This is a genomic window from Mesorhizobium sp. 131-2-1 (genome assembly GCF_016756535.1).
Lineage (GTDB): Bacteria > Pseudomonadota > Alphaproteobacteria > Rhizobiales > Rhizobiaceae > Mesorhizobium.
This window is the reverse complement of the sequence record NZ_AP023247.1, coordinates 3,484,229-3,508,397: the sequence shown is the minus strand read 5'-3', so window position 1 is coordinate 3,508,397 and position 24,169 is coordinate 3,484,229. Positions and strand designations below refer to the sequence as shown.

Sequence of the window (24,169 nt, the reverse complement as noted above, 5' to 3'; positions counted from 1 at the left end):
GATGAAGGCCGGGATAACCGGCCTTCGCTATCAGGCTTCCGGGGTCTCGGTCGCCGGGGCATCGAGGGCCGGTTCGACCGGAGCCTCGACCGAAGCGCCGATGTCGACGCCGAGCGCGCCCTGCTGGCGGGCAATGCCGTCGATCGCAGCCTTGGCGATCAGGTCGCAGTAGAGCTGGATGGCGCGGGCCGCGTCGTCATTGCCGGGGATCGGGAAGTCGATCTTGTCCGGGTCGCAGTTCGAATCGATGATGGCGACGACCGGAATGCCGAGGCGCTTGGCCTCGAGGATGGCGATCGCTTCTTTGTTGGTGTCGATGACGAACATCAGGTCCGGCGTCGAGCCCATGTCCTTGATGCCGCCCAGCGCCTTGTCGAGCTTCTCGCGCTCGCGGTCGAGGTTGAGGCGCTCCTTCTTGGTGAGGCCCTGGGCCTCGCCGGCCAGCAGCTCGTCGAGCTTGCGCAGGCGCTGGATCGAGTTCGAGATCGTCTTCCAGTTGGTCAGCATGCCGCCAAGCCAACGCGAGTTGACGTAATACTGGGCCGAGCGCTGCGCGGCGTCAGCGACGATTTCGGACGCCTGGCGCTTGGTGCCGACGAACAGCACGCGGCCGCCCTTGGCGACGGTGTCGGACACCTGCTTCAGCGCCTGGTGCAGCAACGGCACCGTCTGCGACAGGTCAATGATGTGGATGTTGTTGCGGGCGCCGTAGATGTAGGGCGCCATCTTCGGGTTCCAGCGGTGGGTCTGGTGGCCGAAGTGAATGCCAGCTTCCAAAAGCTGGCGCATGCTGAAATCAGGCAGAGCCATTCTTAGTTCCTTTCCGGTTGGCCTCCACGGACACAGGCATTTTCGGACCGAAGTCCTTGAACGCCACCGGAGGTTTCAGCCGGATTTCTCCCGGGCAGACACCAAAGTCCGTGTGTGGAATGAGCGCGCATATAGAGGGGATGCGCGACAAACGCAAGCGCCCCCTGCCTTTGCCGATCAGCGTGCGACGATCAGCGCACCGGTGCCGACCATGGCGCCGCCGGCAAACCTGTTCATCAGGCGCATGCGCCTTGGCGTCCTGAACCAGCTCGAGGCCCGGCCGGCAAGCGCGGCATAGACGCCCATGGTGACGATGTTGACGCTGATGACGACAGCGATCACCAGCAACCCATCGGCGAAGGTCATGGTGTCGAGATCGAGGATCAGCGGCATGATCGAGGCGTGGAACAGGATTGCCTTGGGATTGCCGAGCGCGATGGAAGCGCCGAGGAGAAAGGAACGGGAGAGCCTGGTTTGGGAAGCCTGCGCCGCGTCTGCATGGGCAGCGGCCGAGCGCCACATCCTGATGCCGAGGAACACCAGATAGGCAGCGCCGGCATATTTCAGGGCGAGGAAAACCCATTCGAAGGTCTGGGCCAGCGCCACCAGGCCGAGCAGCGCCAGGATCACCAGCACCGCATCGCCGGCGGCAATACCGACACCGGCCATGAAGGCGCGCACGAAGCCGCGCGAGACGCCGTTGGTGATGACCGCGAACATTGCCGGGCCGGGCGTGGCGGCGGCGAGCGTGATCGCGGCGCAGTAAGCCAGAAATGCCGTCAGCGTCATGGCCTTATCTTCCCGTTGGGCACCCGCACGCGGCGGAAGATCGCGACGATCTCCTCGCGGCTACATTCGACCGCGCCGAGCCGCACGGCGCGGTCGCGCTCGAAACCGGTTATGTCATAGTGCGGCGCCGATGTCTTGGGCGGCCCCTGGTAGGACGAACGCTTGAGGCCGAGTTCCGCCGCGAAGCGATGCAGTTCGTCGGTGTCGTCGGCCATCAAATGGCACCAGCGGTGGCCGGCCCATTTCCAGATCGCCGCGTCGACATAGATCGCCATGGCGAGCCGATTTGCCGTCGGGCTATTTCGACGCGGGACAGGGCTTCGCCTGGTCGAACAGCGACAGGTTGACCAGCTTGCCGGTCATCGAGAAGTCGCCATAGTCCATGACGAGGTCTCGGGTGATGCCGTTTTCGTGCAGCTTGAAGCTGATCCGGTACTCCGGCACCTCCTCACCGCTCTTGTCGGTGTCGTCGAAATAGGCGATGTCGACCGGCCAGTATTTGTCGGCGGCGAGCTTGGCCAGCGCCGGCGCTTCCGGATCGGTCTTGTCGGCGTCGGTCTTCTTGCCGACGACAACCGTCGTCGTCATGACCTTGTTGGCGTCTTCCGACCCGTCGAACAGGTTGGTTTCATAGAAGCTCTCGCCCTTCTCGGCCTTCCCGATCAGCTCCACCAGATGCTGGGTCGGAAACTGGGTGGCGGCGAGCTCCAGGCTGTTCTTCTCCGGCTTGTCGATGTCGACCTTGAGGCCCTTGGCCTCCCTGGTCGCCATGCCCTTGACCTCCTTGTCGAGGTTCTGGTCGACGAAGGACTTGGTGACGAAGGAGAAGGTCTTGCCCTCGGCATCCTCGAAAGTGGTCGTCTGCTGATCGGTCAGGCGCGTGTTGTCGTTGGTGACGATTTGGGTGACGAAGCGGAATTTTACCGTATAGCCCTCGCAGGGCGAGCCATTGAATTCATAGACCATGCGGCCCGAAATACCGGTGATGCCCGAACGGTCGGATGCTTTGTTGAGTGTCAGGTCATAGACTGCGCGGTGCGCCTGCAGCGCCGGAACGGCAAAGGCGGGAGCCATTGACAACAGCGCCGGCACAAGAACGGCAGGAAATGCGAAGCGCGTTGCGCGCATATGGTGCTCCGATCGTCGCGGCTGATGGCAGGCCGCAGGGAAAGATGGTCCAGCTTAAAAAAAGTCATGGCGGAAGCGAGGCAAAAATAGCAATTTCGGCCCGGCTCGCGCGGCGTCTTCAAAGCAATAGGGAAATACGATGAGTGAAACAATCGAAAAGCGGCTAAGCGATCTCGGCGTGACGATTCCGGCCGCCGCCGCGCCGGCCGCCAACTACGTGCCCTATTGCCGGACCGGCAACCTGCTGTTCACGGCGGGGCAGTTGCCGCTCAAGGACGGCAAGCTGCAGGCGAGCGGCCTGCTCGGCCGCGATGTCGATACGGCAGCCGGCAAGGAAGGTGCAAAATACTGCGCAATCAACATTTTGGCGCAGGCCAAGGCAGCCCTCGGCGATCTCGAGAAGATCCGGCGCCTGGTCAAGATCACCGTCTTCGTCGCCTCGGCGCCCGACTTCGTCGAGCAGCATCTGGTCGCCAACGGCGCTTCGGACTTCCTGGTCGCCGCGCTCGGCGAACGCGGCAAGCACGCCCGCTCGGCCGTCGGCACCGCCTCGCTGCCGCTCAATGCCGCGGTGGAAATCGAAGCGATCTTCGAAGTCGAATGAGCCGGACCGATATCATGACCGACCTTTCCTGGCTGACCGCCCGGCCCGTGGCGCACCGCGGCTTCCACGACATGAACAAGACGCGCTGGGAGAACACGCTGTCGGCCTTCGAAGCCGCCGCCGAGCGTGGTTACGCGATCGAATGCGACGTGCATCTGTCCTCGGACCGCATTCCCGTCATCATCCATGACGGCGACCTCAAGCGGCTGACCGGCCAGGACGGTTTCGTCTGGCAGCGCACGGCGGCGGAACTGACGGCGCTCAAGGTCGGCGGCACGGCCGACCATGTCCCGACCTTGCAGCAGGCGCTCGATCTGATCGACGGCCGTGTGCCACTGGTTGTCGAGCTGAAGGGCACGCCAGGCTACGACCAGGGGCTTGTCGTAAGCGTCGGCAAGATGCTCCAGCGCTACAAGGGCAAGGCGGCGATCATGTCGTTCGACCACTGGCTGGTCCGCGATTTCGCGAAGGATGCGCCCGGCATTCCGGGCGGGCTTACCGCCTACGGCAGGGACAATCAGCTGATCGAGGCACATTTCGCCATGCTGGCGCATGACATCGCCTTCACCTCCTATGCCGCAGGCGACCTGCCCAACCCCTTCGTCAGCTTCGTGCGCGAGAAGCTCAAGATGCCGGTCATCACCTGGACCGTGCATGACCAGCCGGCGGTCGATCTCACCTTCAAATATGCCGACCAGATGACCTTCGAAGGTTTCGAGCCCGACCTCGTCAAGGTGGCGTGATCCAGGCTTGCGCGGCCCCGTATGGTGCTTAAATAAGCCTCATGGATCAGGGTGACGACGACGATGGGCAAATGGCGGACGCGGAGTTTTCGATCCGCGTCGCCGCCGGCATCGGGGCCTTCACCTGCGACGAGTGGAACAGTTTTGCCGGCACCACGCGCGGCGATAAGGAAAACGGCTACAACCCGCTCGTTTCATTCGCCTTTCTGAGCGCTTTGGAGGAGTCCGGCTGCGCCGTGCGCCGTACCGGCTGGCAGGGCCATCACCTGCGGCTGGAGACCGCGCGGGGCAAGCTGCTGGGCGCCGTGCCCTGCTATCTCAAATCGCACAGCCAGGGAGAGTATGTCTTCGACCATGGCTGGTCGGATGCGTTCGAACGCGCGGGCGGCCGCTATTATCCGAAGCTGCAAAGTGCTGTGCCGTTCACCCCCGTCACCGGCCCTCGCCTGCTGGTCACCAAAGGCGAGGACGAGGACGCGGTGAAGGCCGGGCTTGCCGCCGGTCTCAAAATGGTGACCGACAAGCTCGGCGTGTCCTCCGCGCACGTCACCTTCGCCTCAGAAAGCGATGTCGCTACGCTGGTGGCGGCCGGCTTCCTGCACCGCACCGACCAGCAGTTCCATTTCTTCAACGAAGGTTTTTCGAGCTATGACGACTTCCTCGCCACGCTTGCTTCCCGCAAGCGCAAGGCGATGAAGAAGGAGCGGCGCGAGGCGCTGGCCGACGGCATCTCGATCGATTGGCTCACCGGCAAGGACCTGACCGAAAGGGCCTGGGACGACTTCTTCGCCTTCTACATGGACACCGGCGGCAGGAAATGGGGGCGCCCCTATCTCAACCGTCAATTCTTCTCGCTGATCGGCGAGCGCATGGCCGACGACATCCTGCTGGTGATGGCCAGGCGCAATGGGCGCTACATTGCCGGCGCCATCAACTTCATCGGCTCCGATGCGCTCTACGGCCGCAACTGGGGCTGCATCGAGGACCACCCCTTCCTGCATTTCGAGGTCTGCTACCACCAGGCGATCGACTTCGCCATCGAACGCAAGCTGAAGGTCGTCGAAGCCGGCGCGCAGGGCGAGCACAAGCTGGCGCGCGGCTACCGCCCCGTGACCATGCACTCGGCGCACTACATCGCGCATCCTGGCCTGCGCAACGCGGTGGCCGATTATCTCCGCCGCGAGCGCCGCGAGGTCGAGCGGATGGGCGAATATCTCGAAGACCACACGCCGTTCCGCAAGGATCTGGCCGAATAGGCCCGCTGACTTGCCTTGCCGCTTCACGGCGGCTTCGCTACACGGAACGGGACACCACGATCAGGAGCGCCCGCCATGGCTGACTACGATCCCGGCAACATCTTCGCGAAGATCCTGCGCGGCGAAATCCCCTCGCACCGTGTCTACGAAGACGATGCGGTCATCGCCTTCATGGACGTGATGCCGCAGGGAACGGGCCATACTCTGGTGGTGCCGAAGGCGGCGTCGCGCAATCTGCTCGACGCCGATCCGGCGACATTCGCCCCGCTCTTTGCGGTCGTGCAGAAGGTTGCGCGGGCGGTCAAGAAAGCTTTCGGCGCCGACGGGGTGACCATCCTGCAATTCAACGAACCGGCTTCGGGGCAGACCGTCTACCACCTCCATGTCCACGTCATCCCGCGCTTCGAGGGCATCCCCTTGAAGCCGCACAGCGGACAGATGGAAAAACCGGAGGTGCTGGCGGAAAATGCCGGCAAGATCCGGGCCGCGCTTGCCGGCTGAATGGGCGCAGGCCGAAGCAAGCGGCCAGGCGCGGCAGGGCCTACCTTTCCCGCTCGCTGCGCAGCTTCGCCCAATATTCCAGCCGCTTCCTGATGTCGCGCTCGAAGCCGCGCTCGGGCGGATCGTAGAAGGTGCGCCGGCCCATCTTTTCCGGAAAGTAGTCCTGGCCCGAGAAGGCGTCGGGCTCGTCATGGTCGTAGCGGTAGCCGGCGCCGTAATCCTCTTCCTTCATCAACTTCGTCGGCGCGTTGAGGATGTGCTTGGGCGGCAGCAGCGAGCCGTACTCCTTCGCGGCTAAAGTCGCCGCCTTGAACGCCGTGTAGACGGCGTTCGACTTGGGCGCAGTTGCGAGATAGACCGTTGCCTGGGCGAAGGCGAGCTCGCCCTCGGGCGAGCCCAGATAGTCGTAGGCGTCCTTGGCGGCATTGGCGATGACCAGCGCCTGCGGATCGGCCAGCCCGATGTCCTCCACCGCCATCCGTACCAGACGACGGCCGAGATAGAGCGGATCCTCGCCGGCGTCGAACATGCGGGCAAGATAGTAGAGTGCCGCGTCCGGATCGGAGCCGCGTACCGATTTGTGCAGCGCCGAGATCAGATTGTAGTGGCCGTCCTGCCCCTTGTCGTAGATCGGCGCGCGGCGCTGGATGATGCGCTGCAGGCCCTCGGGGTCGAACACCTCGCCGGACTTGGCGGCGCGCCACACTTCCTCGGCGAGCGTCAGCGAGGCGCGACCGTCGCCATCGCTCATGCGGATCAGCATGGCGCGTGCCTCGGCGTCGAGCGGCAGCGCCCTGCCCTCGGCCTCCTCGGCGCGCGCCAGAAGCTTGGCGATGCTGTCCTCGCCGAGCGAACGAAACACCAGCACGCGCGCCCGCGACAGCAACGCCGCGTTCAGCTCGAAGGACGGGTTTTCCGTGGTGGCGCCGACCAGCACGACAGTGCCGTCTTCCATCACAGGCAAGAAGCCGTCCTGCTGGGCGCGGTTGAAGCGATGTATCTCGTCGACGAAGAGCAGGGTCTGGCGGCCGTTGGCGCGGCGCAGCTTCGCCGTCTCGAACACCTTCTTCAGGTCGGCGACGCCGGAAAACACCGCCGATATCTGCTCGAAGGCGAGCTTGGTCTCGCCGGCGAGCAGCCGCGCAACCGTGGTCTTGCCTGTGCCGGGCGGTCCCCAGAAGATCATCGATCCGAGCGAGCCCGAATCGATCAGCCTGGTCAGCGCGCCGTCCGGACCGGTCAGATGCTCCTGGCCAACGACCTCGCCGAGGTTCTTGGGGCGTAGCCGGTCGGCCAGCGGCCGGCCGGGCGGCGCCTTCTCCGGTTCGTCAACAGTGAACAGGTCGGCCATGAAACGTCTTCAAAGCTGGAGGACGATCCCTTGGATCGCCTCAGTAACGCAACACCTGGCGCAGTATCTGCCCGCCGCGCTCGACGGTAAAGCGCCACCAGCGCGTGTCCTGCTGGGCTATTTGCGCCAGCGTTGCCGCCGTGTCGATGGTCGTGCCGTTCACCTCGCGCACGATGTCGCCCGGCTGGAAGCCGAAATCGGCCGCCGGCGAATCGCGGTTGATATCTACAACGGTGACGCCCTTGAGGTCGGTACGCAGGCCGAGCTTCTGGGCAAGCCGCGGCGACAGTTCAGCCACCTTGGCGCCGGCGAACGGGCTGCGGCCGTGCAGCGTCACCTCGGTCGCCTTGGCGCCTTCCGGCGCGCGCTCCAGCGGGATCTCCATCGTCGCCTGCTGGCCCTTGCTCAGCACAGCGAAGCTGGCCTTGGAGCCGATCGACAAGGTGGCCATGCGATAGTCAAGAGCCTCGATGCTTTCGACCGGCGTGTTGTTGAGCGACAGCACGACATCGCCCGGCTTCAGCCCCGCCTTGCCCGCCGGACCGGTGGCGTCGACGGTCGAGACCAGCGCGCCGGTCGGCTTTTCCATGCCGAGCGATTCCGCGATCTGCGGCGTCACCGCCTCGAACTCGGCGCCGATATAGGGCCGCTCGAAGAAGTCGAGCCCGGCCTTGGCCGCGTCGGCGAAAGCCCGCACCATATTGGCGGGAATGGCAAAGCCGATGCCGATCGAGCCACCGCTGCGGCTGTAGATCGCCGTGTTGATGCCGACCAATTGGCCACCCATGTTGATCAGCGCCCCACCGGAGTTGCCGGGATTGATAGCGGCGTCGGTCTGGATGAAATAGCCCGAATCCGAAACGCCGATATGGCTGCGGGCAAGTGCCGAGACGATGCCGCTGGTGGTGGTCTGGCCGACGCCGAACGGATTGCCGATCGCCAGCACCAGGTCGCCAACCTCCAGCGCGTCGGAATCGCCGATGGCGATCACCGGGAACGGCTTGTCGGCGGATATCTTGAGCACGGCGAGATCGAGCGTCTCGTCCTTGAGCATGACCTTGCTGGCGAACTCGCGACCGTCCGCGGTCGCCACCTTCACCTCGTCGGCATCCTTGATGACGTGGTAATTGGTGACGATGACGCCGCTCGGGTCGACCAGCACGCCTGAGCCAAGCGAGGATTGCGCGCGCGGCTGCGCGCGGCCGAAGAACTCCTCGAAGAAGGGATCGCCCTCGAAAGGCGACGTCACCTTGGCCGTCTGCGAGGCATAGACATTGACCACCGCCGGCGCCGTCTGCTTGACCAGCGGCGCGAACGAGAGCTGCACCTCCTCGCGGCCGAACGGCACGCGCTTGTCGGGCCCGGAGGTGGCGTTTTCGCCTTCCACGCCATGCAGCAGGTCGGTCAGCACGTCGGACAGGCCCGGATCGGCGGGCTTGGTGGCGTCCTCCGCAAACGCCTGTCTCAGGGCCGGTGCCGCGGCAAAGGCGGCCAGCGCGCAAAGGGCAACAAGAAACAGCCGTTTGAGGTGCATTCCGAATCCTCCAAATCGGGCGCCATTGTCCCGACGATTGTGCAGAATGAAAGGCTAAGGCGATGAAATCGAATTATTTTCAGCCAGTAACCGGCTATAGCTCCGTCTGCAATCGGGCACCGTCGGCGATATCATGAAAAAACATCTCGCTTCATTCCGCGACTTTTTGGTCACCGGCAACTTAGGACCGGTAACCCCTCACATGACGCTGAAGGAGGTCGCAGAGACGCTCGGTCCGCCCGACGGGTGGAATGTCGATGATGGCCATCCTGTTCCAGTCTATTGGTTTTTCGGCAACCTGGAGATTTCCTTCGACAGCATCGCTCCGTACCAGATGAACTGGTTTCAGATCGAAGGAGCGGCACAACTCTGCGGCAAATCTGATTCACTGACCGAGCAATTGAAGGTGTCTTTGGACGGATTCAACGGTGAGACGAAACCCTCGGAATTCCTGGCTGCAGGCCTGTGGGATTCAAGACAAGCAACCGTCTATTATGCGGCGCTAAGCGACGATATTCTGCTGAACATCTGTGCTGGCGGTATCCAGATTCACTTTCAGGTCGACACGGCGTTCATTGGCGATCGAGAAGCCATTGAACATTTGAACGAGTCGGCGTTGTCCCGGTTTGTTCGAGATGTCGACTCTCGAACGAAGGTCGATAGCATCTACTCATACCCACGGACTGCCGCCGAAGAGATACCTGGAGCACTCAACTGGCGGTCGCTGAGCGGCCAGGATTATTTGGACCTGATTCGATAACCACTCGCCGATCGCTAACGAAAAAGGGGCCCACAGGGCCCCTTTTGAACTCTCGCAAAAACCCGGACCTTAGGCGGCCGCGGCTTCCTCATCGGTGCCTTCGGCTTCGATGCGGGCGCGATCGCCGGCGCCCTTGGCCGAGGTGTCGCGGTCGACGAACTCGATGACAGCCATGGCGGCATTGTCGCCGTGGCGGAAGCCCGCCTTCATGATGCGCAGGTAGCCGCCGTTGCGGGTGGCGTAGCGCGGTGCGATGGTCTCGAACAGGCGCTTGACGACGCCTTCATTGCCGATCTGGGCGATCACCTGGCGGCGTGCATGCAGGTCGCCGCGCTTGCCGAGCGTCACCAGCTTCTCGACGATCGGACGCAGGTCCTTCGCCTTCGGCAGGGTGGTGACGATCTGCTCGTGCTCGATGAGAGACACGGCGAGGTTGGCGAACATCGACTTGCGGTGGCTTACGCTGCGGGCGAAGCGACGGCCTTTGAAACCGTGGCGCATGGCTCTTTTCCTTCTTCAGTTGTTCAAGAGGCCACGGCCTCTGATGGTTTTCCGCATGACCGTCGGATCGAGCGGCTCACGCCGCCGATCCTTGGAGTTTCATGCTCAATATTGGTCTTCGTAACGCTTGGCGAGGTCTTCGATGTTTTCCGGCGGCCAGTCCGGCACTTCCATGCCGAGGTGCAGGCCCATCGCCGCCAGCACTTCCTTGATCTCGTTCAGCGACTTGCGGCCGAAGTTCGGGGTGCGCAGCATCTCGGCTTCGGTCTTCTGGATCAGGTCGCCGATATAGACGATGTTGTCGTTCTTCAGGCAGTTGGCCGAACGCACCGAGAGCTCGAGCTCGTCGACCTTCTTGAGCAGCGCCGGGTTGAAGGCGAGCTCGGTGACGGCCTCGGCCGCGACTTCCTTCTGCGGTTCGTCGAAGTTGACGAACAGGCCGAGCTGGTCCTGCAGGATGCGGGCGGCGAAAGCCACCGCGTCCTCGCCCGAGATCGAACCGTCGGTCTCGATGGTCATGGTCAGCTTGTCATAGTCGAGAACCTGGCCCTCGCGGGTGTTCTCGACCTTGTAGGAGACCTTCTTGACCGGCGAGTAGAGGCTGTCGACCGGGATCAGCCCGATCGGCGCGTCCTCGGCGCGGTTGCGCTCGGCCGGCACGTAGCCCTTGCCCGTGTCGACGGTGAACTCCATGCGGATCTCGGCACCTTCGTCCAGCGTGCAGATGACGTGGTCGGGGTTGAGGATCTCGACGTCGCCGACCGTCTGGATGTCGCCTGCCAGCACGGCGCCAGGGCCCTGCTTGCGAACGACCATGCGCTTCGGGCCGTCGCCTTCCATGCGGATGGCGATTTCCTTGATGTTCAAGACGATGTCGGTCACGTCCTCGCGCACGCCGGCGATCGACGAGAATTCATGCAGGACGCCGTCGATCTGCACGGCGGTGACGGCCGCGCCACGCAGCGAAGACAGAAGCACGCGCCGCAGCGCGTTGCCCAGCGTGAGGCCGAAGCCGCGCTCGAGCGGCTCGGCCACCAGCGTGGTCATCGTCTTCTTCTTCGACGAGAACTCGATCTTGTTCGGCTTGATCAGTTCCTGCCAGTTTTTCTGGATCATGATGCTTTCCTTCCGTTGCCCCGCCACCATCCAATCGTGGCGGGCGACCTGGAATGCCGCGGAGGAGCGCTTTTGGCGCTCACGCGGCGTTCGATAGTTCCTTAGACGCGGCGCTTCTTGCGCGGGCGGCAGCCATTGTGCGGGATCGGCGTCACATCCCGGATCGAGGTGATGGTGAAGCCGGCGGCCTGCAGCGCGCGCAGCGCCGATTCACGGCCCGAGCCGGGTCCGCAGACCTCGACTTCGAGCATGCGCATGCCGTGTTCCTGCGCCTTCTTGGCGACATCCTCGGCGGCCATCTGGGCGGCGAACGGGGTCGACTTGCGCGAACCCTTGAAGCCTTGGGCGCCGGCCGACGACCAGGCGATCGAATTGCCCTGCGCGTCGGTGATGGTGATCATCGTGTTGTTGAAGGTCGAATTGACGTGGGCAACGCCCGACGAGATGTTCTTGCGTTCGCGACGGCGAACACGAGCGGCTTCCTTGGCCATGGTAGTCCTTTCAGTTGATCTCTACACCGCCGTAATGCCAGCGGCTCCACCTTTGAGAGCGAGTGGTGAGTAGCCATTGGCGAATAGGGACCCCTACTCGCCAATGGCTACTCGCTATTCGCTCGCTTACTTCTTCTTACCGGCGATCGACTTGGCCGGGCCCTTGCGGGTGCGCGCGTTGGTATGCGTGCGCTGGCCGCGGACCGGCAGCGAGCGGCGGTGACGCAGGCCGCGGTAGCAGCCGAGGTCCATGAGCCGCTTGATGTTCATCGACACTTCACGGCGCAGGTCGCCTTCGACCTGGTAGTCGCGGTCGATCGTCTCGCGGATCTGCAGCACTTCCGCGTCGGTCAGCTGGTTGACGCGGCGCTCGGCCGGGATGCCGACCTTGTCGACGATCTCCTGGGCGAACTTCTTGCCAATGCCGTGAATGTACTGAAGCGCGATGACGACGCGCTTGTTGGTCGGAATGTTGACGCCGGCTATACGAGCCATCTTCTCTCTTCTCCATATGGGCCGGACGAGCCGGCGCTTCAAGTTGCCCCGCGTCCGGTGGAGGCCGGCCCTTGCGGGAGTTTCCAGTTCAAAGCGGCTGCCTTGCCCTTGCGGACAAGCAAAGCCTATGCCTGATGGAAGACGGGCCGCCATACCCCAGCGGACCGCTACAGTCAAGCGCAATCGTCTGTTTTCTCTATGCCGCCGCCTGGGTGACGGATTTGAGCACCGCTTCGATCTCTCTCGTGACGGTGTCTATGTCGGCCATGCCGTCGACGCTCTTCAGCCTGCCCTTGGCGTAGTAGTAGCCAATCAGCGGAGCGGTCTTCTTGTAGTACTCCCGCAAGCGCTCCTCGAACACGGCTGGATTGTCATCCTTGCGCACCGGCTGGCCGGCGGCCTTGGCATCCTCGGCGCGCTTGACGATTCGCCCAACCAGCGCCTTGTCATCGACGACGAGTTCGATGACGGCGTCGAGATGGAGGCCACGCTCCGCGAGCATCGATTCGACCGCATCGGCCTGAACCAGGGTGCGGGGGTAACCGTCGAGGATGAAGCCATTTGCGCAATCAGCCTGGTCGATACGCTCGGCCACGATGGCGTTGACGATGACATCGGAAACCAGCTCACCGGCATCCATAACCGCCTTGGCCCGCTTGCCAACCTCGGTACCGGCCTGCACCGCCGCACGCAACATGTCGCCAGTCGAGAGCTGGGGTATGCGGTATTTCTCTACCAGTCTTTGCGCTTGTGTCCCCTTGCCCGCCCCCGGCGGTCCAAGCAATATCAGCCTCATCTGGTCCTCTTCCCCCCGCGCAACTTCGACTTCTTGATCAGGCCCTCATACTGGTGCGCGATCAGGTGACCCTGAATCTGCGCCACCGTATCGAGCGTTACACTGACCACGATCAGAAGCGATGTGCCACCAAGGTAGAATGGTACGCCAGTCGCTGAAATCAGGAATTCGGGCAGCAGGCACACCAGCACCAGGTAGATGGCGCCGATGACGGTGATGCGCGTGAGGACATAGTCGATGTAATCGGCGGTGCGCTCGCCCGGACGGTAGCCCGGAATGAAGCCGGAATGCTTCTTGAGCTGGTCGGCGGTGTCCTTCGGGTTGAAGACGATCGCGGTGTAGAAGAAGGCGAAGAACACGATCATGGCCGCGTAAAACGCCATGTAGAGCGGCTGGCCGTGGCCGAGCGAGGCAAGGATCGTGCTTGCCCAGGCGGGCATGTTGGTCGTCTGCGAGAAGCCGGCGACCGTTGCCGGCAGCAGCAGCAGCGACGACGCGAAGATCGGCGGGATGACGCCCGACGTGTTGAGCTTCAGCGGCAAATGCGAGGTGTCGCCCTGGAACATGCGGTTGCCGACCTGGCGCTTCGGATACTGGATCAGCAGGCGGCGCTGTGCGCGCTCGAAGAACACGATAAGGGCAATGACGACGATGGCGAGCACGATGATCGCCAGGATCAGCCCGGTCGACAGCGCGCCGGTGCGGCCGAGCTCCAGCGTACCGGAGATGGCGCGCGGCAGGCCGGCGACGATGCCGGAGAAGATGATCAACGAAATGCCGTTGCCGATGCCGCGCGCGGTGATCTGCTCGCCGAGCCACATCAGGAACATAGTGCCGCCGACCAGCGTCACGACGGTGGAGATGCGGAAGAACATGCCAGGATCGTTGACGATGCCGTTGCCGCCCTCCAGTCCGACAGAGATGCCGTAGGCCTGCACCAGCGCCAGAAGCACGGTGCCGTAGCGCGTGTACTGGTTGATGATCTTGCGGCCCTGCTCGCCTTCCTTCTTCAGCGCTTCCAGCGACGGGATGACCGAGGTCATCAGCTGCATGATGATGGAGGCGGAGATGTAGGGCATGATGCCCAGCGCGAAGATCGCCATGCGCTGCACGGCGCCGCCGGCGAACATGTTGAACATGCCGAGCACGCCCTTGCTCTGCGAGGAGAAGGCCTGGGCGAACGCGTCGGGATTGATGCCGGGCAGCGGGATATAGGTGCCGAGCCGGTAGACGAGCAGCGCGCCGACGGTGAACCAGATGCGCTTCTTCAGGTCCTCGGCCTTGGCGAAGGCCGAAAAATTCAGATTCGAGGCTAGTTGTTCAGCAGCCGAAGCCATGCCTGATTCTCCGCTTGGTCACGCTCGATGCCCGCAGCTCAGGCGGCGCGTGTCACCGAAGCTCACGAGATAAGCTCCGGACCGTAAACATGCAAGCGGCCGCGTTGACGCGGCCGCCTAATTGATCAGATCAAAGCGCGATGGCGGGCAAAACCTGGCTTCGCTCGTGCCATCTGCGCTTCAAATCGCCGTTACTCAGCGGCGGCCTTTTCCGGCACCTTCACCGAGCCGCCGGCCTTCTCGATCTTCTCGATCGCAGCCTTGGAGGCGCCGGCCACGTCGAAGGCAAGCTTCGCCTTGAGCTCGCCGTCGGACAGCACGCGCACGCCGTCCTTGACGCGGCGGATGACGCCGGCGGCAACCAGTGCCTCAGCCGTCACCGTTGCCTTGGCGTCGAGCTTCTTGGCATCGACCGCGGCCTGGATACGGGCCAGCGACACGACCGTGAAGCTCTTGGCGAACAGGTTGTTGAAGCCGCGCTTCGGCAGGCGCCGGTAGAGCGGCATCTGGCCGCCCTCGAAGCCGTTGATGGCAACGCCTGAGCGTGCCTTCTGGCCCTTGACGCCGCGACCGCCGGTCTTGCCGGAGCCGGAGCCGATGCCGCGGCCCAGACGCTTCTTGGAGTGCGTGGCGCCGTCCTTGTCACGCAGATCGTTGAGTTTCATCTTCGTTCTCCTGCGCTTCTGCTCAGCCCTCGTCCACGACGCGGACGAGATGCTGGACGGCAGCGATCATGCCGCGCACGGAAGGCGTATCTTCCAGCGTGCGCTGCTTGTGCATCTTGTTGAGGCCGAGGCCGACCAGCGTCGCGCGCTGCTCCTTCGGCCGCCGGATCGGCGAGCCGATCTGCTCGACGGTGATGGTCTTGGTAGCTTTCTTGGCCATGGTCTGGATCCCTGGTCGCGTCGACTATTCTTCAGCCGCGACGGCGGTGCCGCGGCGGGCCTGAAGGGTCGAGTACTTGATGCCGCGCGCGGCAGCTACATCCTTCGGATGCATCTGGCTCTTCAGCGCGTCGAAGGTGGCGCGAACCATGTTGTAGGGGTTCGACGAACCCATCGACTTGGCGACCACGTCATGCATGCCGAGCGTCTCGAAGACGGCGCGCATCGGGCCGCCGGCGATGATGCCGGTACCCTGCTTGGCGGCGCGCAGCAGAACGCGTCCGGCGCCCCAGCGGCCCTCGACGTCGTGGTGCAGCGTGCGGCCCGAGCGCAGCGGCACGAAGATCATGTCGCGCTTGGCCGACTCGGTCGCCTTGCGGATCGCTTCCGGCACTTCGCGTGCCTTGCCGTGGCCGAAGCCGACGCGGCCCTTCTGGTCGCCGACGACGACGAGTGCGGCAAAGCCGAAACGCCGGCCGCCCTTCACCACCTTGGCGACGCGGTTGATGTGGACGAGCTTGTCCACCATGCCGTCGTCGCGCTCTTCGCGCTCACGCTCGCGGCCGCGGCCGCCTTCCCTACGTTCCTGTGCCATATCCTGTTCCTTGTTCTTTTCCGGAAGCACGGTTGCTGAAATGCCGGCGCCGCTTTGGGTCGCCGGCGGTGAAAAATTAGAAGCTCAGGCCACCTTCGCGGGCGGCCTCGGCCAGCGCCTTGACGCGGCCGTGATAGATGTACGGGCCACGGTCGAAGACGACTTCCTTGACGCCGGCCTTCGAGGCGCGCTCGGCGATCAGCTTGCCGACAGCCGCAGCAGCCGCGGTATCGGCGCCGGTCTTGAGCGAACCCTTGAGGTCCTTCTCCAGCGTCGAGGCGGCGGCCAGCGTGTGGCCCTTGGCGTCGTCGATGACCTGGACGTAGATGTTCTTCGAGGTGCGATGGACCGAGAGACGCGGACGCTCGCCCGCAACCTTCTTGATCTGGCGACGCACGCGCTGAGCGCGGCGCTGAGTGGATTCTTTCGAGCCCATGGTACTTTTCCTTGCCTTCAGAAAACGGGGGCAACCCTGTGCGGTAGGCGAAGATGCCTCCCGCGGCCGCGCCCCGCGGCGTTGCGATGATTACTTCTTCTTGCCTTCCTTGCGGACGATCTTCTCGCCGGCGTAGCGCACGCCCTTGCCCTTGTAGGGCTCGGGACCGCGGTACTCGCGGATCTCGGCGGCAACCTGCCCGACCTGCTGCTTGTCGATGCCGGTGACCGTGATTTCCGTCGGCTTCGGCACCGTGATCGTGATGCCCTGCGGGGTCTCGTAGACCACGTCGTGGCTGAAGCCAAGCGCAAGCTGCAGGTTCTTGCCCTGCATGGCGGCGCGATAGCCGACGCCGGTGATCTCGAGCCGCTTCTCGAAGCCGTCCTTCACACCCTGCAGGATGTTGACGATCTGCGTGCGCGACATGCCCCACTTGGCGCGGGCCGTCTTGGTCTGGTCGCGCGGCTGGACGGCAATCTCGGTGCCTTCCAGCTTGACCAGCACTTCGTCGTTGACCACGAACTTCAGCTCGCCCTTGGGGCCCTTCGCCGTCACGGTCTGGCCGTTGACGGTCGCGGTCACGCCCTGCGGCAGCGAAACGGGTTTCTTTCCAATACGAGACATTTTGTTGTCCTCGTCACTTCTCTAGGTTCAGGGTCCAGTTTTCGAGCATTGCCGAAAACCGGATACCGCTTTCGATCACGCGCCAGATCAGAAGATCTGGCAGAGGATTTCACCGCCGACGTTCTGTTCGCGCGCTTCGTGGTCGGCCATCACGCCCTTCGGCGTCGAAAGGATGGCGATGCCGAGGCCGTTGGCGACCTGCGGGATCGACTTGGCCGAGACATAGACGCGGCGGCCCGGCTTCGAGACACGGGCGATTTCGCGCACGACCGGCGCGCCGTCGAAATACTTCAGCTCGATTTCGATTTCGGACTTGCCGTTCTCGAAGTCGGTCTGGCTGTAGTCGCGGATATAGCCTTCAGCCTTCAGCACGTCGAGGACGCGGGTGCGCAGACGCGAGGCCGGGGTCGAGACGCTCGACTTCTTACGGCCATAGGCGTTGCGGATGCGGGTCAGCATATCGCCGAGAGGATCGCTCAATGACATCTCAATGTCCTCCTTACCAGCTCGACTTGACCAGGCCCGGGATCTGGCCGTTGTTGCCAAGATCGCGAAGCGCGATACGCGAAACCTTGAGCTTGCGATAGTAGGCACGCGGACGACCGGTGACTTCGCAGCGGTTACGGATGCGGATCTTGGCCGAGTTGCGCGGCAATGCCGACAGCTTCAACTGGGCGCGGAAACGCTCTTCCATCGGCTTGGACTGATCCATGACGATGGCCTTCAGTGCCTTGCGCTTGGCGGCATACTGGTCCGCAAGCTTCCGGCGCCTGTTGTTCTTCTCGACTGAGCTGGTCTTTGCCATTTCAGATTTTTCCTTTTTCGCTGCCGTTACTGGCGGAAGGGGAAGTTGAAAGCCTTGAGCAGAGCCCTGGCTTCGTCGTCCGTCTTCGCCGTCGTACAAACGATGACGTCCATGCCCCAGACCTGATCAACCTTGTCGTAGTTGATCTCCGGGAACACGATGTGTTCCTTGATGCCCATGGCGTAGTTGCCACGGCCGTCAAAGCTCTTCGGGTTCAGCCCGCGGAAGTCGCGGACGCGCGGCAGCGCGATGTTCACGAGGCGATCGAGGAACTCGTACATGCGTTCCTTGCGCAACGTGACCTTGGCGCCGATCGGCATGTTCTCGCGCACCTTGAAGCCGGCGATCGAGTTGCGGGCGCGGGTGACGACGGCCTTCTGGCCGGCGATCATCGCCAGGTCCTCGGCCGCGACCGAAGGCTTCTTCGAGTCTGCGGTCGCCTCGCCGACGCCCATGTTCAGCACGATCTTGTCGAGGCGCGGAACCTGCATGTCGTTGTCGTAGCCGAACTGCTCCTGCAGCGCCTTGCGGATGGTCTCGTTGTAGACCTTCTTGAGGCGCGGCTCGTTCTTGGCAGTTGCCTGCTTGGTTTCAGCCTTAGCCATTGATGACTTCTCCCGAACGCTTGGCGACGCGCACCTTCTTGCCGTCCTTCTGGATGGCGAAACCGACGCGGGTCGGCTTGCCGTCCTTGGGGTCGGCCAGCGCGATGTTCGACAGGTGGATCGGCGCTTCCTTGGTGATGATCCCGCCCTCTTGGGACTGGGACTGCTTCTGGTGACGGCGGATCAGGTTGACGCCACGCACCAGCGCGGTGTCTTCCTTCGGCTGCACCGACAGGACTTCGCCCGAACGGCCCTTGTCCTTGCCGGCAAGAACGACGACCTTGTCGCCTTTTCTGATCTTCTGCATTGGTCCGGCTCCTTACAGCACTTCAGGCGCGAGCGAGATGATCTTCATGTGGTTCTTGGCGCGGAGTTCGCGCGGAACCGGTCCGAAGATACGCGTGCCGATCGGCTCTTTCTTATTGTCGACGAGAACGGCCGCGTTCTTGTCGAAACGGATCACGCTGCCGTCCGGGCGGCGGATGTCCTTGGCCGTGCGAACCACGACCGCCTTCATCACATCGCCCTTCTTCACGCGGCCGCGCGGAATGGCTTCCTTGATCGACACCACGATGATGTCGCCAACGGAAGCGTATTTCCGCTTCGAGCCGCCCAGCACCTTGATGCACATGACACGACGGGCGCCGGAATTATCCGCGACGTCGAGGTTTGTTTGCATCTGAATCATGACTGGCCGCCTTCTTCTTTTCTAACGGGACGGGCTCGAAGCCCCTCCCCGGTCTGTCCAAAATTCGTTTGTTTACGCCTGGTCCGAAGACACGACGATCCAGCGCTTGTCCTTGGAAATCGGCTTCGATTCCTGGATGAACACCTGGTCGCCGACCTTGTGGGCGTTGTTCTCGTCGTGCGCCTTGTACTTCTTGGTCATGCGCACGGTCTTCTTCATCACGGGATGCGTGAAGCGCCGTTCGACCTTGACGACGACCGTCTTCTCGTTCTTGTCGCTGACGACGGTGCCCTGCAGAATGCGCTTTGGCATGGTTTTCGTCCTTAAGCCTTCTTGGCCGCGGACTTTTCCGCGGCGATGGTCTTGATGCGCGCTATGTCCCTGCGGACCTGCTTCACGCGCGCGGTCTTCTCGAGCTGACCGGTGGCCTTCTGGAAGCGCAGGTTGAACTGCTCCTTCTTCAGGCTGGCCAGGTCGTCGGTCAGCTGGTCCTGGGTCTTGGTCCGGATGTCTTCGGCTTTCATGATCGGCCCGTCCTTATTCTGCGATGCGCTGTACGAAGCGCGTCCTGACCGAGAGCTTCGCAGCGCCGAGGCGCAGCGCCTCGCGCGCCGTCTCTTCGCTGACGCCGTCGATCTCGAACATGATGCGGCCGGGCTTGACGCGCGCCGCCCAGTAGTCGACGGCGCCCTTGCCCTTACCCATACGCACTTCGGTCGGCTTCGAGGTGACCGGCAGATCCGGGAACACCCGGATCCAGACGCGGCCGGCGCGCTTCATCTCGCGGGTGATCGCGCGGCGGGCCGCCTCGATCTCGCGCGCGGTGACGCGGTTCGGCTCAAGCGCCTTCAGTCCGAAACCGCCGAAATCCAGGTTGGTGCCGCCCTTGGCGGTACCATGGATGCGGCCCTTGAACTGCTTGCGGAACTTTGTGCGCTTTGGCTGCAGCATCGTTCTAACTCCAAATTCTCAAATGTCTCAGGCGTTTTCGCGACGGCGACCGCGCTCGCGCTCACCACCGGCGCTGCCGCCATGCGCATGATCGCCCTCGGTGGCCCGGCGCTCGGACGCCATCGGGTCGTGCTCGAGGATCTCGCCCTTGAACACCCAGACCTTGACGCCGCAGATGCCGTAAGCGGTGTTCGCCTCGGCCGTGCCGTAGTCGACATCGGCGCGCAGCGTATGCAGCGGCACGCGACCTTCGCGGTACCATTCCATGCGCGCGATTTCGGCGCCGCCCAGACGACCCGAGCAGTTGATGCGGATGCCCTCGGCGCCGAGACGCATCGCCGACTGAACGGCGCGCTTCATAGCGCGGCGGAACGCGATGCGGCGCTCCAGCTGCTGGGCGATCGACTGCGCGATCAGCGTGGCGTCGATTTCCGGCTTGCGCACCTCGACGATGTTGAGGTGCGTCTCGGACTTCGTCATCTCCATCAGCTTCTTGCGAAGCTTCTCGATGTCGGCGCCCTTCTTGCCGATGATCAGGCCCGGACGCGCTGCGTGGATGGTGACGCGGCACTTCTTGTGCGGACGCTCGATCACGACCTTGGAGATCGCGGCCTGCTTGAGTTCCTTCTCAAGATACTTGCGGATCTTGATGTCCTCATGCAGCAGCTGGCCGTACTCGCCGGTGTTCGCGAACCAGCGCGAATCCCAGGTGCGGTTGATGCCGAGACGCAGCCCGATCGGATTGACTTTCTGGCCCATTATGCGGCCTCCCCTTTTTCCTCGACTTCACGAACGACGATCGTGAGGTGCGAGAACGGCTTCTCGATACGGCTGGCGCGACCACGGCCACGAGCATGGAACCGCTTCATGACGATCGACTTGCCGACATAGGCTTCCGCCACGATCAGCGCATCGACGTCGAGGTCGTGGTTGTTTTCCGCGTTGGCGATCGCCGATTCCAGCGTCTTCTTGACCGTGCCGGAAATCCGCTTGGCCGAGAATTCGAGGTCGGAAAGCGCTGTCGCGACCTTCTTGCCGCGGATCAGCGCGGCAACCAGGTTCAGCTTCTGCGGGCTGATACGGATCGTGCGCAGGACGGCGCGCGCCTCGTTGTCAGCAAGCCTGCGCGGAGCTTTGGCCTTGCCCATGATTATTTCCTCTTCGCCTTCTTATCCGCGCCGTGACCGTAATAGGTCCGGGTCGGAGCGAATTCACCGAACTTGTGACCGACCATGTCCTCGTTCACGGAGACGGGAACATGCTTCTGGCCGTTATAGACACCGAAGGTGAAGCCGACGAACTGCGGCAGGATGGTGGAGCGACGGCTCCACATCTTGATCACCTCATTGCGACCGCCTTCACGAACCTTGTCCACCTTCTTGAGAAGGTAGCCGTCGATGAAGGGGCCTTTCCAAATCGAACGAGTCACTTGGCGTTACCTCTTCTTAGCTCTTGCGCTGATGGCGCGAGCGCACGATGAACTTGTCGGTCGCCTTGTTGGACCGCGTCTTCTTGCCCTTGGTCGGCTTGCCCCAAGGCGAAACCGGATGACGGCCACCCGAGGTGCGGCCTTCGCCGCCGCCGTGCGGGTGATCGACCGGGTTCATGGCCACGCCGCGATTGTGCGGACGCTTGCCGCGCCACACGGTGCGGCCGGCCTTGCCGTCATTGATGTTGCCGTGGTCGGGGTTCGACACCGCGCCGACGGTTGCCATGCAGGAGCCGTGCACGATGCGCTGCTCGCCCGAGTTGAGGCGCAGGATCGCCATCCCCTGGTCACGGCCGACGAGCTGGGCGTAACCGCCCGCCGAACGGGCGACCTGGCCGCCCTTGCCCGGCTTCAGCTCGATGTTGTGGACGATCGTGCCGACCGGCATCGAGGCCAGCGGCATCGCATTGCCCGGCTTCACGTCGACCGCTTCGCCGGCCACGATCTTGTCGCCGGCGGCAAGGCGCTGCGGGGCGATGATGTAGGACAGCTCGCCATCGTCATACTTGATCAGCGCGATGAAGGCGGTGCGGTTCGGATCGTATTCGATCCGCTCGACCGTACCGACGACGTCGAACTTGCGGCGCTTGAAGTCGATGATGCGGTACGAACGCTTGTGACCGCCGCCGATGAAGCGGGCCGTGATGCGGCCGTAATTGTTGCGGCCGCCCGACTTGGTCAGGCCTTCGGTCAGGCCCTTGACGGGCTTGCCCTTGTAGAGGCCCGAGCGGTCGACGATGACCAGCTGGCGGGTGCTCGGCGTTACCGGGTTGAATTTCTTGAGTGCCATTGTCCTGTCCTCGCGGCCTAGCTCAGAGACCCGTCGCGACGTCGATCGACTGGCCGTCGGCCAGCGTCACAACCGCCTTCTTGACGTCGCCCTGGCGGCCGATCGTGCCGCGGAAGCGCTTGATCTTGCCCTTGCGGACAAGCGTGTTCACGGCCGTAACCTTGACGCCGAAGAGGGCTTCGACGGCGGCCTTGATTTCCGGCTTCGACGCCTTCTTGGCGACGTTGAAGACGACCTGGTTCTGCTCGGAAGCCATGGTCGACTTTTCGGTGATCGCCGGCGAGACGATCACGTCGTAGTGACGAAGGTCGGTCATTTGAAGCGCTCCTCGAGAGCCTCGACGGCGGCCTTGGAAAGGACCAGCGTGCCGCGGCGCAGAATGTCGTAGACGTTGATGCCCTGGATGGGCAGCACGTCGATGTTCGGAATGTTGGTCGCCGCCAGCTTGAAATTCTGGTCGAGCTCGGCGCCGCCGATGACGAGCGCGTTGGTCAGGCCAAGCGTCTCGAAATTCGCAACCAGCGCCTTGGTCTTGGCCTCGGTCAGCTTCAGCTCATCGACGATGATGATCGACGCGCTCTTGGCCTTGGCCGAGAGAGCATGCTTGAGGCCGAGCGCGCGCACCTTCTTCGGCAGGTCGTGCTCGTGGCTGCGCACGACCGGGCCGTGCGCCTTGCCGCCGCCGCGGAACTGCGGAGCGCGAGCCGAATGGTGGCGGGCGCGGCCCGTACCCTTCTGCTTGTACATCTTGGCGCCGGTGCGCGCGATCTCGGCGCGGCCCTTGGCCTTGTGCGTGCCCTGCTGCTTCTTGGCCAGCTGCCAGCGCACGACGCGCTGCAGGATGTCCTCGCGCGGATCAAGGCCGAAAATCTCCTCGGAGAGTTTCACCTTGCCGGCGTCTTTGCCGCCCAGCGTTGTGATCTTGAGGTCCATTATTCCGCTCCCTCGGTAGCCGGGGCTTCATTCTTGGCGGCGCCAGCGCGGATCGCGGCAGGCTTCGGCGCATTGGCCGGCAGCGCCACCTTGGCTGCGTCGCGGACCAGGATCCAGGCGCCCTTGACGCCGGGAACCGCGCCGCGGATCAGGATCAGGCCGCGGTCGGCGTCGGTCGAAACGACCTCGACGTTCTGCGTGGTGACGCGAACGTCACCCATGTGGCCGGCCATCTTCTTGCCCTTGAACACCTTGCCGGGGTCCTGGCGCTGACCGGTCGAGCCGTGCGTACGGTGCGAGACCGAGTTACCGTGCGTGGCGCGGCCACCACCCATGTGGTGCCGCTTGATCACGCCCTGGAAACCCTTGCCGGTCGAGGTGCCGGTGACGTCGACCTTCTGGCCGGCGACGAAGTGCTCGACAGTGATCTCGGCGCCGACGTCGATCATGTTGTCGGCGGAGACGCGGAATTCGGCGAGCTTCGCCTTCGGCTCGACGGAAGCGGCGGCGAAATGGCCGCGCATCGCCTTCGACGTGTTCTTCACCTTGGCAAGGCCAACGCCGAGCTGGACGGCGGTGTAGCCGTTCTTCTCTTGCGTGCGCTGCGCCACGACCTGGCAATTCTCCATCTGGAGAACGGTGACGGGAACATGTTCCCCTGCATCGTTATAGATGCGGGTCATTCCCACCTTCTTTGCAATCACACCTGAACGCATCGGTTCAATTCCTTTAGAGTTCCCTGTCGGGGCTGTCGCCCCTCCACGCCTCTTGTTCCTTCAGAGTTCCGGGTCGCCCCGCGCCTCTTGTTCCTTAGAGCTTGATCTCGACGTCGACACCGGCGGCGAGGTCGAGCTTCATCAAAGCATCGACCGTCTGCGGGGTCGGATCGACGATGTCGAGCAGACGCTTGTGCGTGCGCATCTCGAACTGCTCGCGGCTCTTCTTGTCGACGTGAGGCGACCGGTTGACCGTGAACTTTTCGATCCGCGTCGGCAGCGGAATGGGGCCGCGGACGTTGGCGCCGGTGCGCTTGGCCGTCGACACGATCTCCCGCGTCGAGGCGTCGAGCACGCGGTGATCAAACGCCTTAAGGCGGATGCGGATATTCTGTCCGTTCATGCGTCACTTCCTTGTTCTGGCGCGGCGCGGGCAACTTC

Annotated in this window: 38 protein-coding genes; 5 read left to right on the top strand and 33 right to left on the bottom strand. The window is 63.5% G+C overall.

Going from position 1 to position 24,169, the window contains the following annotated elements; translation table 11 throughout:
- Positions 1-30 precede the first annotated feature (30 nt).
- The 4 genes from rpsB to JG743_RS16925 all read right to left on the bottom strand — a co-directional run bounded on the left by rpsB (position 31) and on the right by JG743_RS16925 (position 2,727).
- A complete protein-coding gene (rpsB, locus tag JG743_RS16940) occupies positions 31-810 on the bottom strand; it encodes a 30S ribosomal protein S2 (protein WP_202291767.1) in 780 nt (259 codons plus the stop codon).
- A 177-nt stretch (positions 811-987) separates the two neighbouring features.
- Positions 988-1,599, bottom strand: a complete 612-nt coding sequence (locus JG743_RS16935; RefSeq protein ID WP_202291764.1) for a LysE family translocator — start codon at positions 1,597-1,599, stop codon at positions 988-990.
- Positions 1,596-1,874 carry a DUF4031 domain-containing protein gene (locus tag JG743_RS16930; protein WP_202291761.1) on the bottom strand — a complete coding sequence of 93 codons (279 nt, stop codon included), beginning with the start codon at positions 1,872-1,874 and terminating at the stop codon, positions 1,596-1,598. Before JG743_RS16930 ends, JG743_RS16935 begins: the two co-directional genes overlap by 4 nt.
- Positions 1,875-1,896: 22 nt before the next feature.
- Complete coding sequence (locus tag JG743_RS16925) at positions 1,897-2,727, bottom strand: cell envelope integrity EipB family protein (protein WP_202291758.1); 831 nt, start codon at positions 2,725-2,727, stop codon at positions 1,897-1,899.
- 139 nt (positions 2,728-2,866) lie between these two features.
- On the opposite strand from JG743_RS16925, the gene JG743_RS16920 reads away from it, so the two are divergent.
- From JG743_RS16920 to JG743_RS16905, 4 genes are all read left to right on the top strand, one after another.
- Positions 2,867-3,331, top strand: a complete 465-nt coding sequence (locus JG743_RS16920) for a RidA family protein (protein WP_202291755.1) — start codon at positions 2,867-2,869, stop codon at positions 3,329-3,331.
- A 14-nt stretch (positions 3,332-3,345) separates the two neighbouring features.
- A complete protein-coding gene (locus tag JG743_RS16915) occupies positions 3,346-4,074 on the top strand; it encodes a glycerophosphodiester phosphodiesterase (protein WP_202291752.1) in 729 nt (242 codons plus the stop codon).
- Positions 4,075-4,115: 41 nt separating this feature from the next.
- Entirely contained in the window at positions 4,116-5,330 is a 1,215-nt protein-coding gene (locus tag JG743_RS16910; protein ID WP_202291749.1) for a GNAT family N-acetyltransferase, read from the top strand.
- 75 nt (positions 5,331-5,405) lie between these two features.
- Entirely contained in the window at positions 5,406-5,831 is a 426-nt protein-coding gene (locus JG743_RS16905; protein ID WP_202291746.1) for an HIT family protein, read from the top strand.
- 40 nt (positions 5,832-5,871) lie between these two features.
- Here JG743_RS16905 and JG743_RS16900 read toward each other — a convergent pair whose 3' ends face one another.
- Together JG743_RS16900 and JG743_RS16895 are read right to left on the bottom strand one after the other, a co-directional pair.
- On the bottom strand, positions 5,872-7,182 hold the full coding sequence (locus JG743_RS16900; RefSeq protein ID WP_202291743.1) for a replication-associated recombination protein A: 1,311 nt from the start codon (positions 7,180-7,182) through the stop codon (positions 5,872-5,874).
- 40 nt (positions 7,183-7,222) lie between these two features.
- Positions 7,223-8,716, bottom strand: coding sequence for a DegQ family serine endoprotease (locus JG743_RS16895; protein ID WP_202291741.1), 1,494 nt, complete (start codon positions 8,714-8,716; stop codon positions 7,223-7,225).
- A 133-nt stretch (positions 8,717-8,849) separates the two neighbouring features.
- Here JG743_RS16895 and JG743_RS16890 point away from each other — a divergent pair, with 133 nt between their 5' ends.
- Positions 8,850-9,476, top strand: a complete 627-nt coding sequence (locus JG743_RS16890; protein ID WP_202291738.1) for a hypothetical protein — start codon at positions 8,850-8,852, stop codon at positions 9,474-9,476.
- 69 nt (positions 9,477-9,545) lie between these two features.
- Here JG743_RS16890 and rplQ read toward each other — a convergent pair whose 3' ends face one another.
- The 27 genes from rplQ to rpsJ form a co-directional block, all read right to left on the bottom strand.
- The gene (gene rplQ, locus JG743_RS16885) at positions 9,546-9,977 is read right to left on the bottom strand and encodes a 50S ribosomal protein L17 (RefSeq protein ID WP_202291735.1); all 432 of its coding nucleotides are present in this window, start codon (positions 9,975-9,977) and stop codon (positions 9,546-9,548) included.
- Positions 9,978-10,082: 105 nt separating this feature from the next.
- Positions 10,083-11,093 carry a DNA-directed RNA polymerase subunit alpha gene (locus JG743_RS16880; protein WP_202291732.1) on the bottom strand — a complete coding sequence of 337 codons (1,011 nt, stop codon included), beginning with the start codon at positions 11,091-11,093 and terminating at the stop codon, positions 10,083-10,085.
- A gap of 101 nt (positions 11,094-11,194) precedes the next feature.
- On the bottom strand, positions 11,195-11,584 hold the full coding sequence (rpsK, locus tag JG743_RS16875) for a 30S ribosomal protein S11 (RefSeq protein ID WP_006205444.1): 390 nt from the start codon (positions 11,582-11,584) through the stop codon (positions 11,195-11,197).
- A gap of 126 nt (positions 11,585-11,710) precedes the next feature.
- Positions 11,711-12,079 (bottom strand): 30S ribosomal protein S13, encoded by a 369-nt coding sequence (rpsM, locus tag JG743_RS16870; RefSeq protein WP_006205445.1) that lies wholly within the window; start codon positions 12,077-12,079, stop codon positions 11,711-11,713.
- Positions 12,080-12,275: 196 nt separating this feature from the next.
- The gene (locus tag JG743_RS16865; RefSeq protein WP_202291729.1) at positions 12,276-12,875 is read right to left on the bottom strand and encodes an adenylate kinase; all 600 of its coding nucleotides are present in this window, start codon (positions 12,873-12,875) and stop codon (positions 12,276-12,278) included.
- Complete coding sequence (gene secY / locus JG743_RS16860) at positions 12,872-14,212, bottom strand: preprotein translocase subunit SecY (protein ID WP_202291726.1); 1,341 nt, start codon at positions 14,210-14,212, stop codon at positions 12,872-12,874. The genes JG743_RS16865 and secY overlap by 4 nt, the downstream gene beginning before the upstream one ends.
- 191 nt (positions 14,213-14,403) lie before the next feature.
- Complete coding sequence (gene rplO / locus JG743_RS16855) at positions 14,404-14,877, bottom strand: 50S ribosomal protein L15 (RefSeq protein ID WP_202291724.1); 474 nt, start codon at positions 14,875-14,877, stop codon at positions 14,404-14,406.
- Positions 14,878-14,899: 22 nt separating this feature from the next.
- A complete protein-coding gene (gene rpmD, locus JG743_RS16850) occupies positions 14,900-15,097 on the bottom strand; it encodes a 50S ribosomal protein L30 (RefSeq protein WP_006205449.1) in 198 nt (65 codons plus the stop codon).
- 24 nt (positions 15,098-15,121) lie between these two features.
- On the bottom strand, positions 15,122-15,691 hold the full coding sequence (gene rpsE, locus JG743_RS16845) for a 30S ribosomal protein S5 (protein WP_027046810.1): 570 nt from the start codon (positions 15,689-15,691) through the stop codon (positions 15,122-15,124).
- Between the two features lie 76 nt (positions 15,692-15,767).
- The gene (gene rplR, locus JG743_RS16840) at positions 15,768-16,127 is read right to left on the bottom strand and encodes a 50S ribosomal protein L18 (protein ID WP_126054445.1); all 360 of its coding nucleotides are present in this window, start codon (positions 16,125-16,127) and stop codon (positions 15,768-15,770) included.
- 90 nt (positions 16,128-16,217) lie between these two features.
- On the bottom strand, positions 16,218-16,751 hold the full coding sequence (rplF, locus tag JG743_RS16835) for a 50S ribosomal protein L6 (protein ID WP_126054444.1): 534 nt from the start codon (positions 16,749-16,751) through the stop codon (positions 16,218-16,220).
- An 87-nt stretch (positions 16,752-16,838) separates the two neighbouring features.
- Complete coding sequence (gene rpsH, locus JG743_RS16830) at positions 16,839-17,237, bottom strand: 30S ribosomal protein S8 (protein ID WP_126054443.1); 399 nt, start codon at positions 17,235-17,237, stop codon at positions 16,839-16,841.
- A 13-nt stretch (positions 17,238-17,250) separates the two neighbouring features.
- Positions 17,251-17,556, bottom strand: coding sequence for a 30S ribosomal protein S14 (rpsN, locus tag JG743_RS16825; RefSeq protein ID WP_126054442.1), 306 nt, complete (start codon positions 17,554-17,556; stop codon positions 17,251-17,253).
- 26 nt (positions 17,557-17,582) lie between these two features.
- Positions 17,583-18,161: a 50S ribosomal protein L5 gene (rplE, locus tag JG743_RS16820; protein WP_124997203.1), complete on the bottom strand. Its 579-nt coding sequence runs from the start codon at positions 18,159-18,161 to the stop codon at positions 17,583-17,585.
- Entirely contained in the window at positions 18,154-18,468 is a 315-nt protein-coding gene (gene rplX, locus JG743_RS16815; RefSeq protein ID WP_202291721.1) for a 50S ribosomal protein L24, read from the bottom strand. The genes rplE and rplX overlap by 8 nt, the downstream gene beginning before the upstream one ends.
- A 12-nt stretch (positions 18,469-18,480) precedes the next feature.
- Positions 18,481-18,849, bottom strand: coding sequence for a 50S ribosomal protein L14 (gene rplN, locus JG743_RS16810; RefSeq protein WP_006205457.1), 369 nt, complete (start codon positions 18,847-18,849; stop codon positions 18,481-18,483).
- Positions 18,850-18,921: 72 nt separating this feature from the next.
- A complete protein-coding gene (gene rpsQ / locus JG743_RS16805; protein WP_010909280.1) occupies positions 18,922-19,161 on the bottom strand; it encodes a 30S ribosomal protein S17 in 240 nt (79 codons plus the stop codon).
- A gap of 11 nt (positions 19,162-19,172) precedes the next feature.
- Positions 19,173-19,373, bottom strand: coding sequence for a 50S ribosomal protein L29 (gene rpmC, locus JG743_RS16800; RefSeq protein WP_126042433.1), 201 nt, complete (start codon positions 19,371-19,373; stop codon positions 19,173-19,175).
- A 13-nt stretch (positions 19,374-19,386) separates the two neighbouring features.
- Positions 19,387-19,800, bottom strand: coding sequence for a 50S ribosomal protein L16 (gene rplP / locus JG743_RS16795; protein ID WP_126054438.1), 414 nt, complete (start codon positions 19,798-19,800; stop codon positions 19,387-19,389).
- A 27-nt stretch (positions 19,801-19,827) separates the two neighbouring features.
- A complete protein-coding gene (rpsC, locus tag JG743_RS16790) occupies positions 19,828-20,559 on the bottom strand; it encodes a 30S ribosomal protein S3 (protein ID WP_126054437.1) in 732 nt (243 codons plus the stop codon).
- Positions 20,559-20,948: a 50S ribosomal protein L22 gene (rplV, locus tag JG743_RS16785; RefSeq protein ID WP_006205462.1), complete on the bottom strand. Its 390-nt coding sequence runs from the start codon at positions 20,946-20,948 to the stop codon at positions 20,559-20,561. Before rplV ends, rpsC begins: the two co-directional genes overlap by 1 nt.
- A gap of 2 nt (positions 20,949-20,950) precedes the next feature.
- Entirely contained in the window at positions 20,951-21,229 is a 279-nt protein-coding gene (rpsS, locus tag JG743_RS16780; protein ID WP_006205463.1) for a 30S ribosomal protein S19, read from the bottom strand.
- 16 nt (positions 21,230-21,245) lie between these two features.
- Positions 21,246-22,079, bottom strand: a complete 834-nt coding sequence (gene rplB, locus JG743_RS16775; RefSeq protein ID WP_202291718.1) for a 50S ribosomal protein L2 — start codon at positions 22,077-22,079, stop codon at positions 21,246-21,248.
- A gap of 22 nt (positions 22,080-22,101) precedes the next feature.
- Positions 22,102-22,395 carry a 50S ribosomal protein L23 gene (locus JG743_RS16770; protein WP_126054435.1) on the bottom strand — a complete coding sequence of 98 codons (294 nt, stop codon included), beginning with the start codon at positions 22,393-22,395 and terminating at the stop codon, positions 22,102-22,104.
- Positions 22,392-23,012 (bottom strand): 50S ribosomal protein L4, encoded by a 621-nt coding sequence (gene rplD, locus JG743_RS16765; protein ID WP_126054434.1) that lies wholly within the window; start codon positions 23,010-23,012, stop codon positions 22,392-22,394. The genes JG743_RS16770 and rplD overlap by 4 nt, the downstream gene beginning before the upstream one ends.
- Positions 23,012-23,728, bottom strand: coding sequence for a 50S ribosomal protein L3 (gene rplC / locus JG743_RS16760; protein ID WP_202291714.1), 717 nt, complete (start codon positions 23,726-23,728; stop codon positions 23,012-23,014). The genes rplD and rplC overlap by 1 nt, the downstream gene beginning before the upstream one ends.
- A 94-nt stretch (positions 23,729-23,822) precedes the next feature.
- The gene (gene rpsJ, locus JG743_RS16755; RefSeq protein WP_006205468.1) at positions 23,823-24,131 is read right to left on the bottom strand and encodes a 30S ribosomal protein S10; all 309 of its coding nucleotides are present in this window, start codon (positions 24,129-24,131) and stop codon (positions 23,823-23,825) included.
- Positions 24,132-24,169 lie beyond the last annotated feature (38 nt).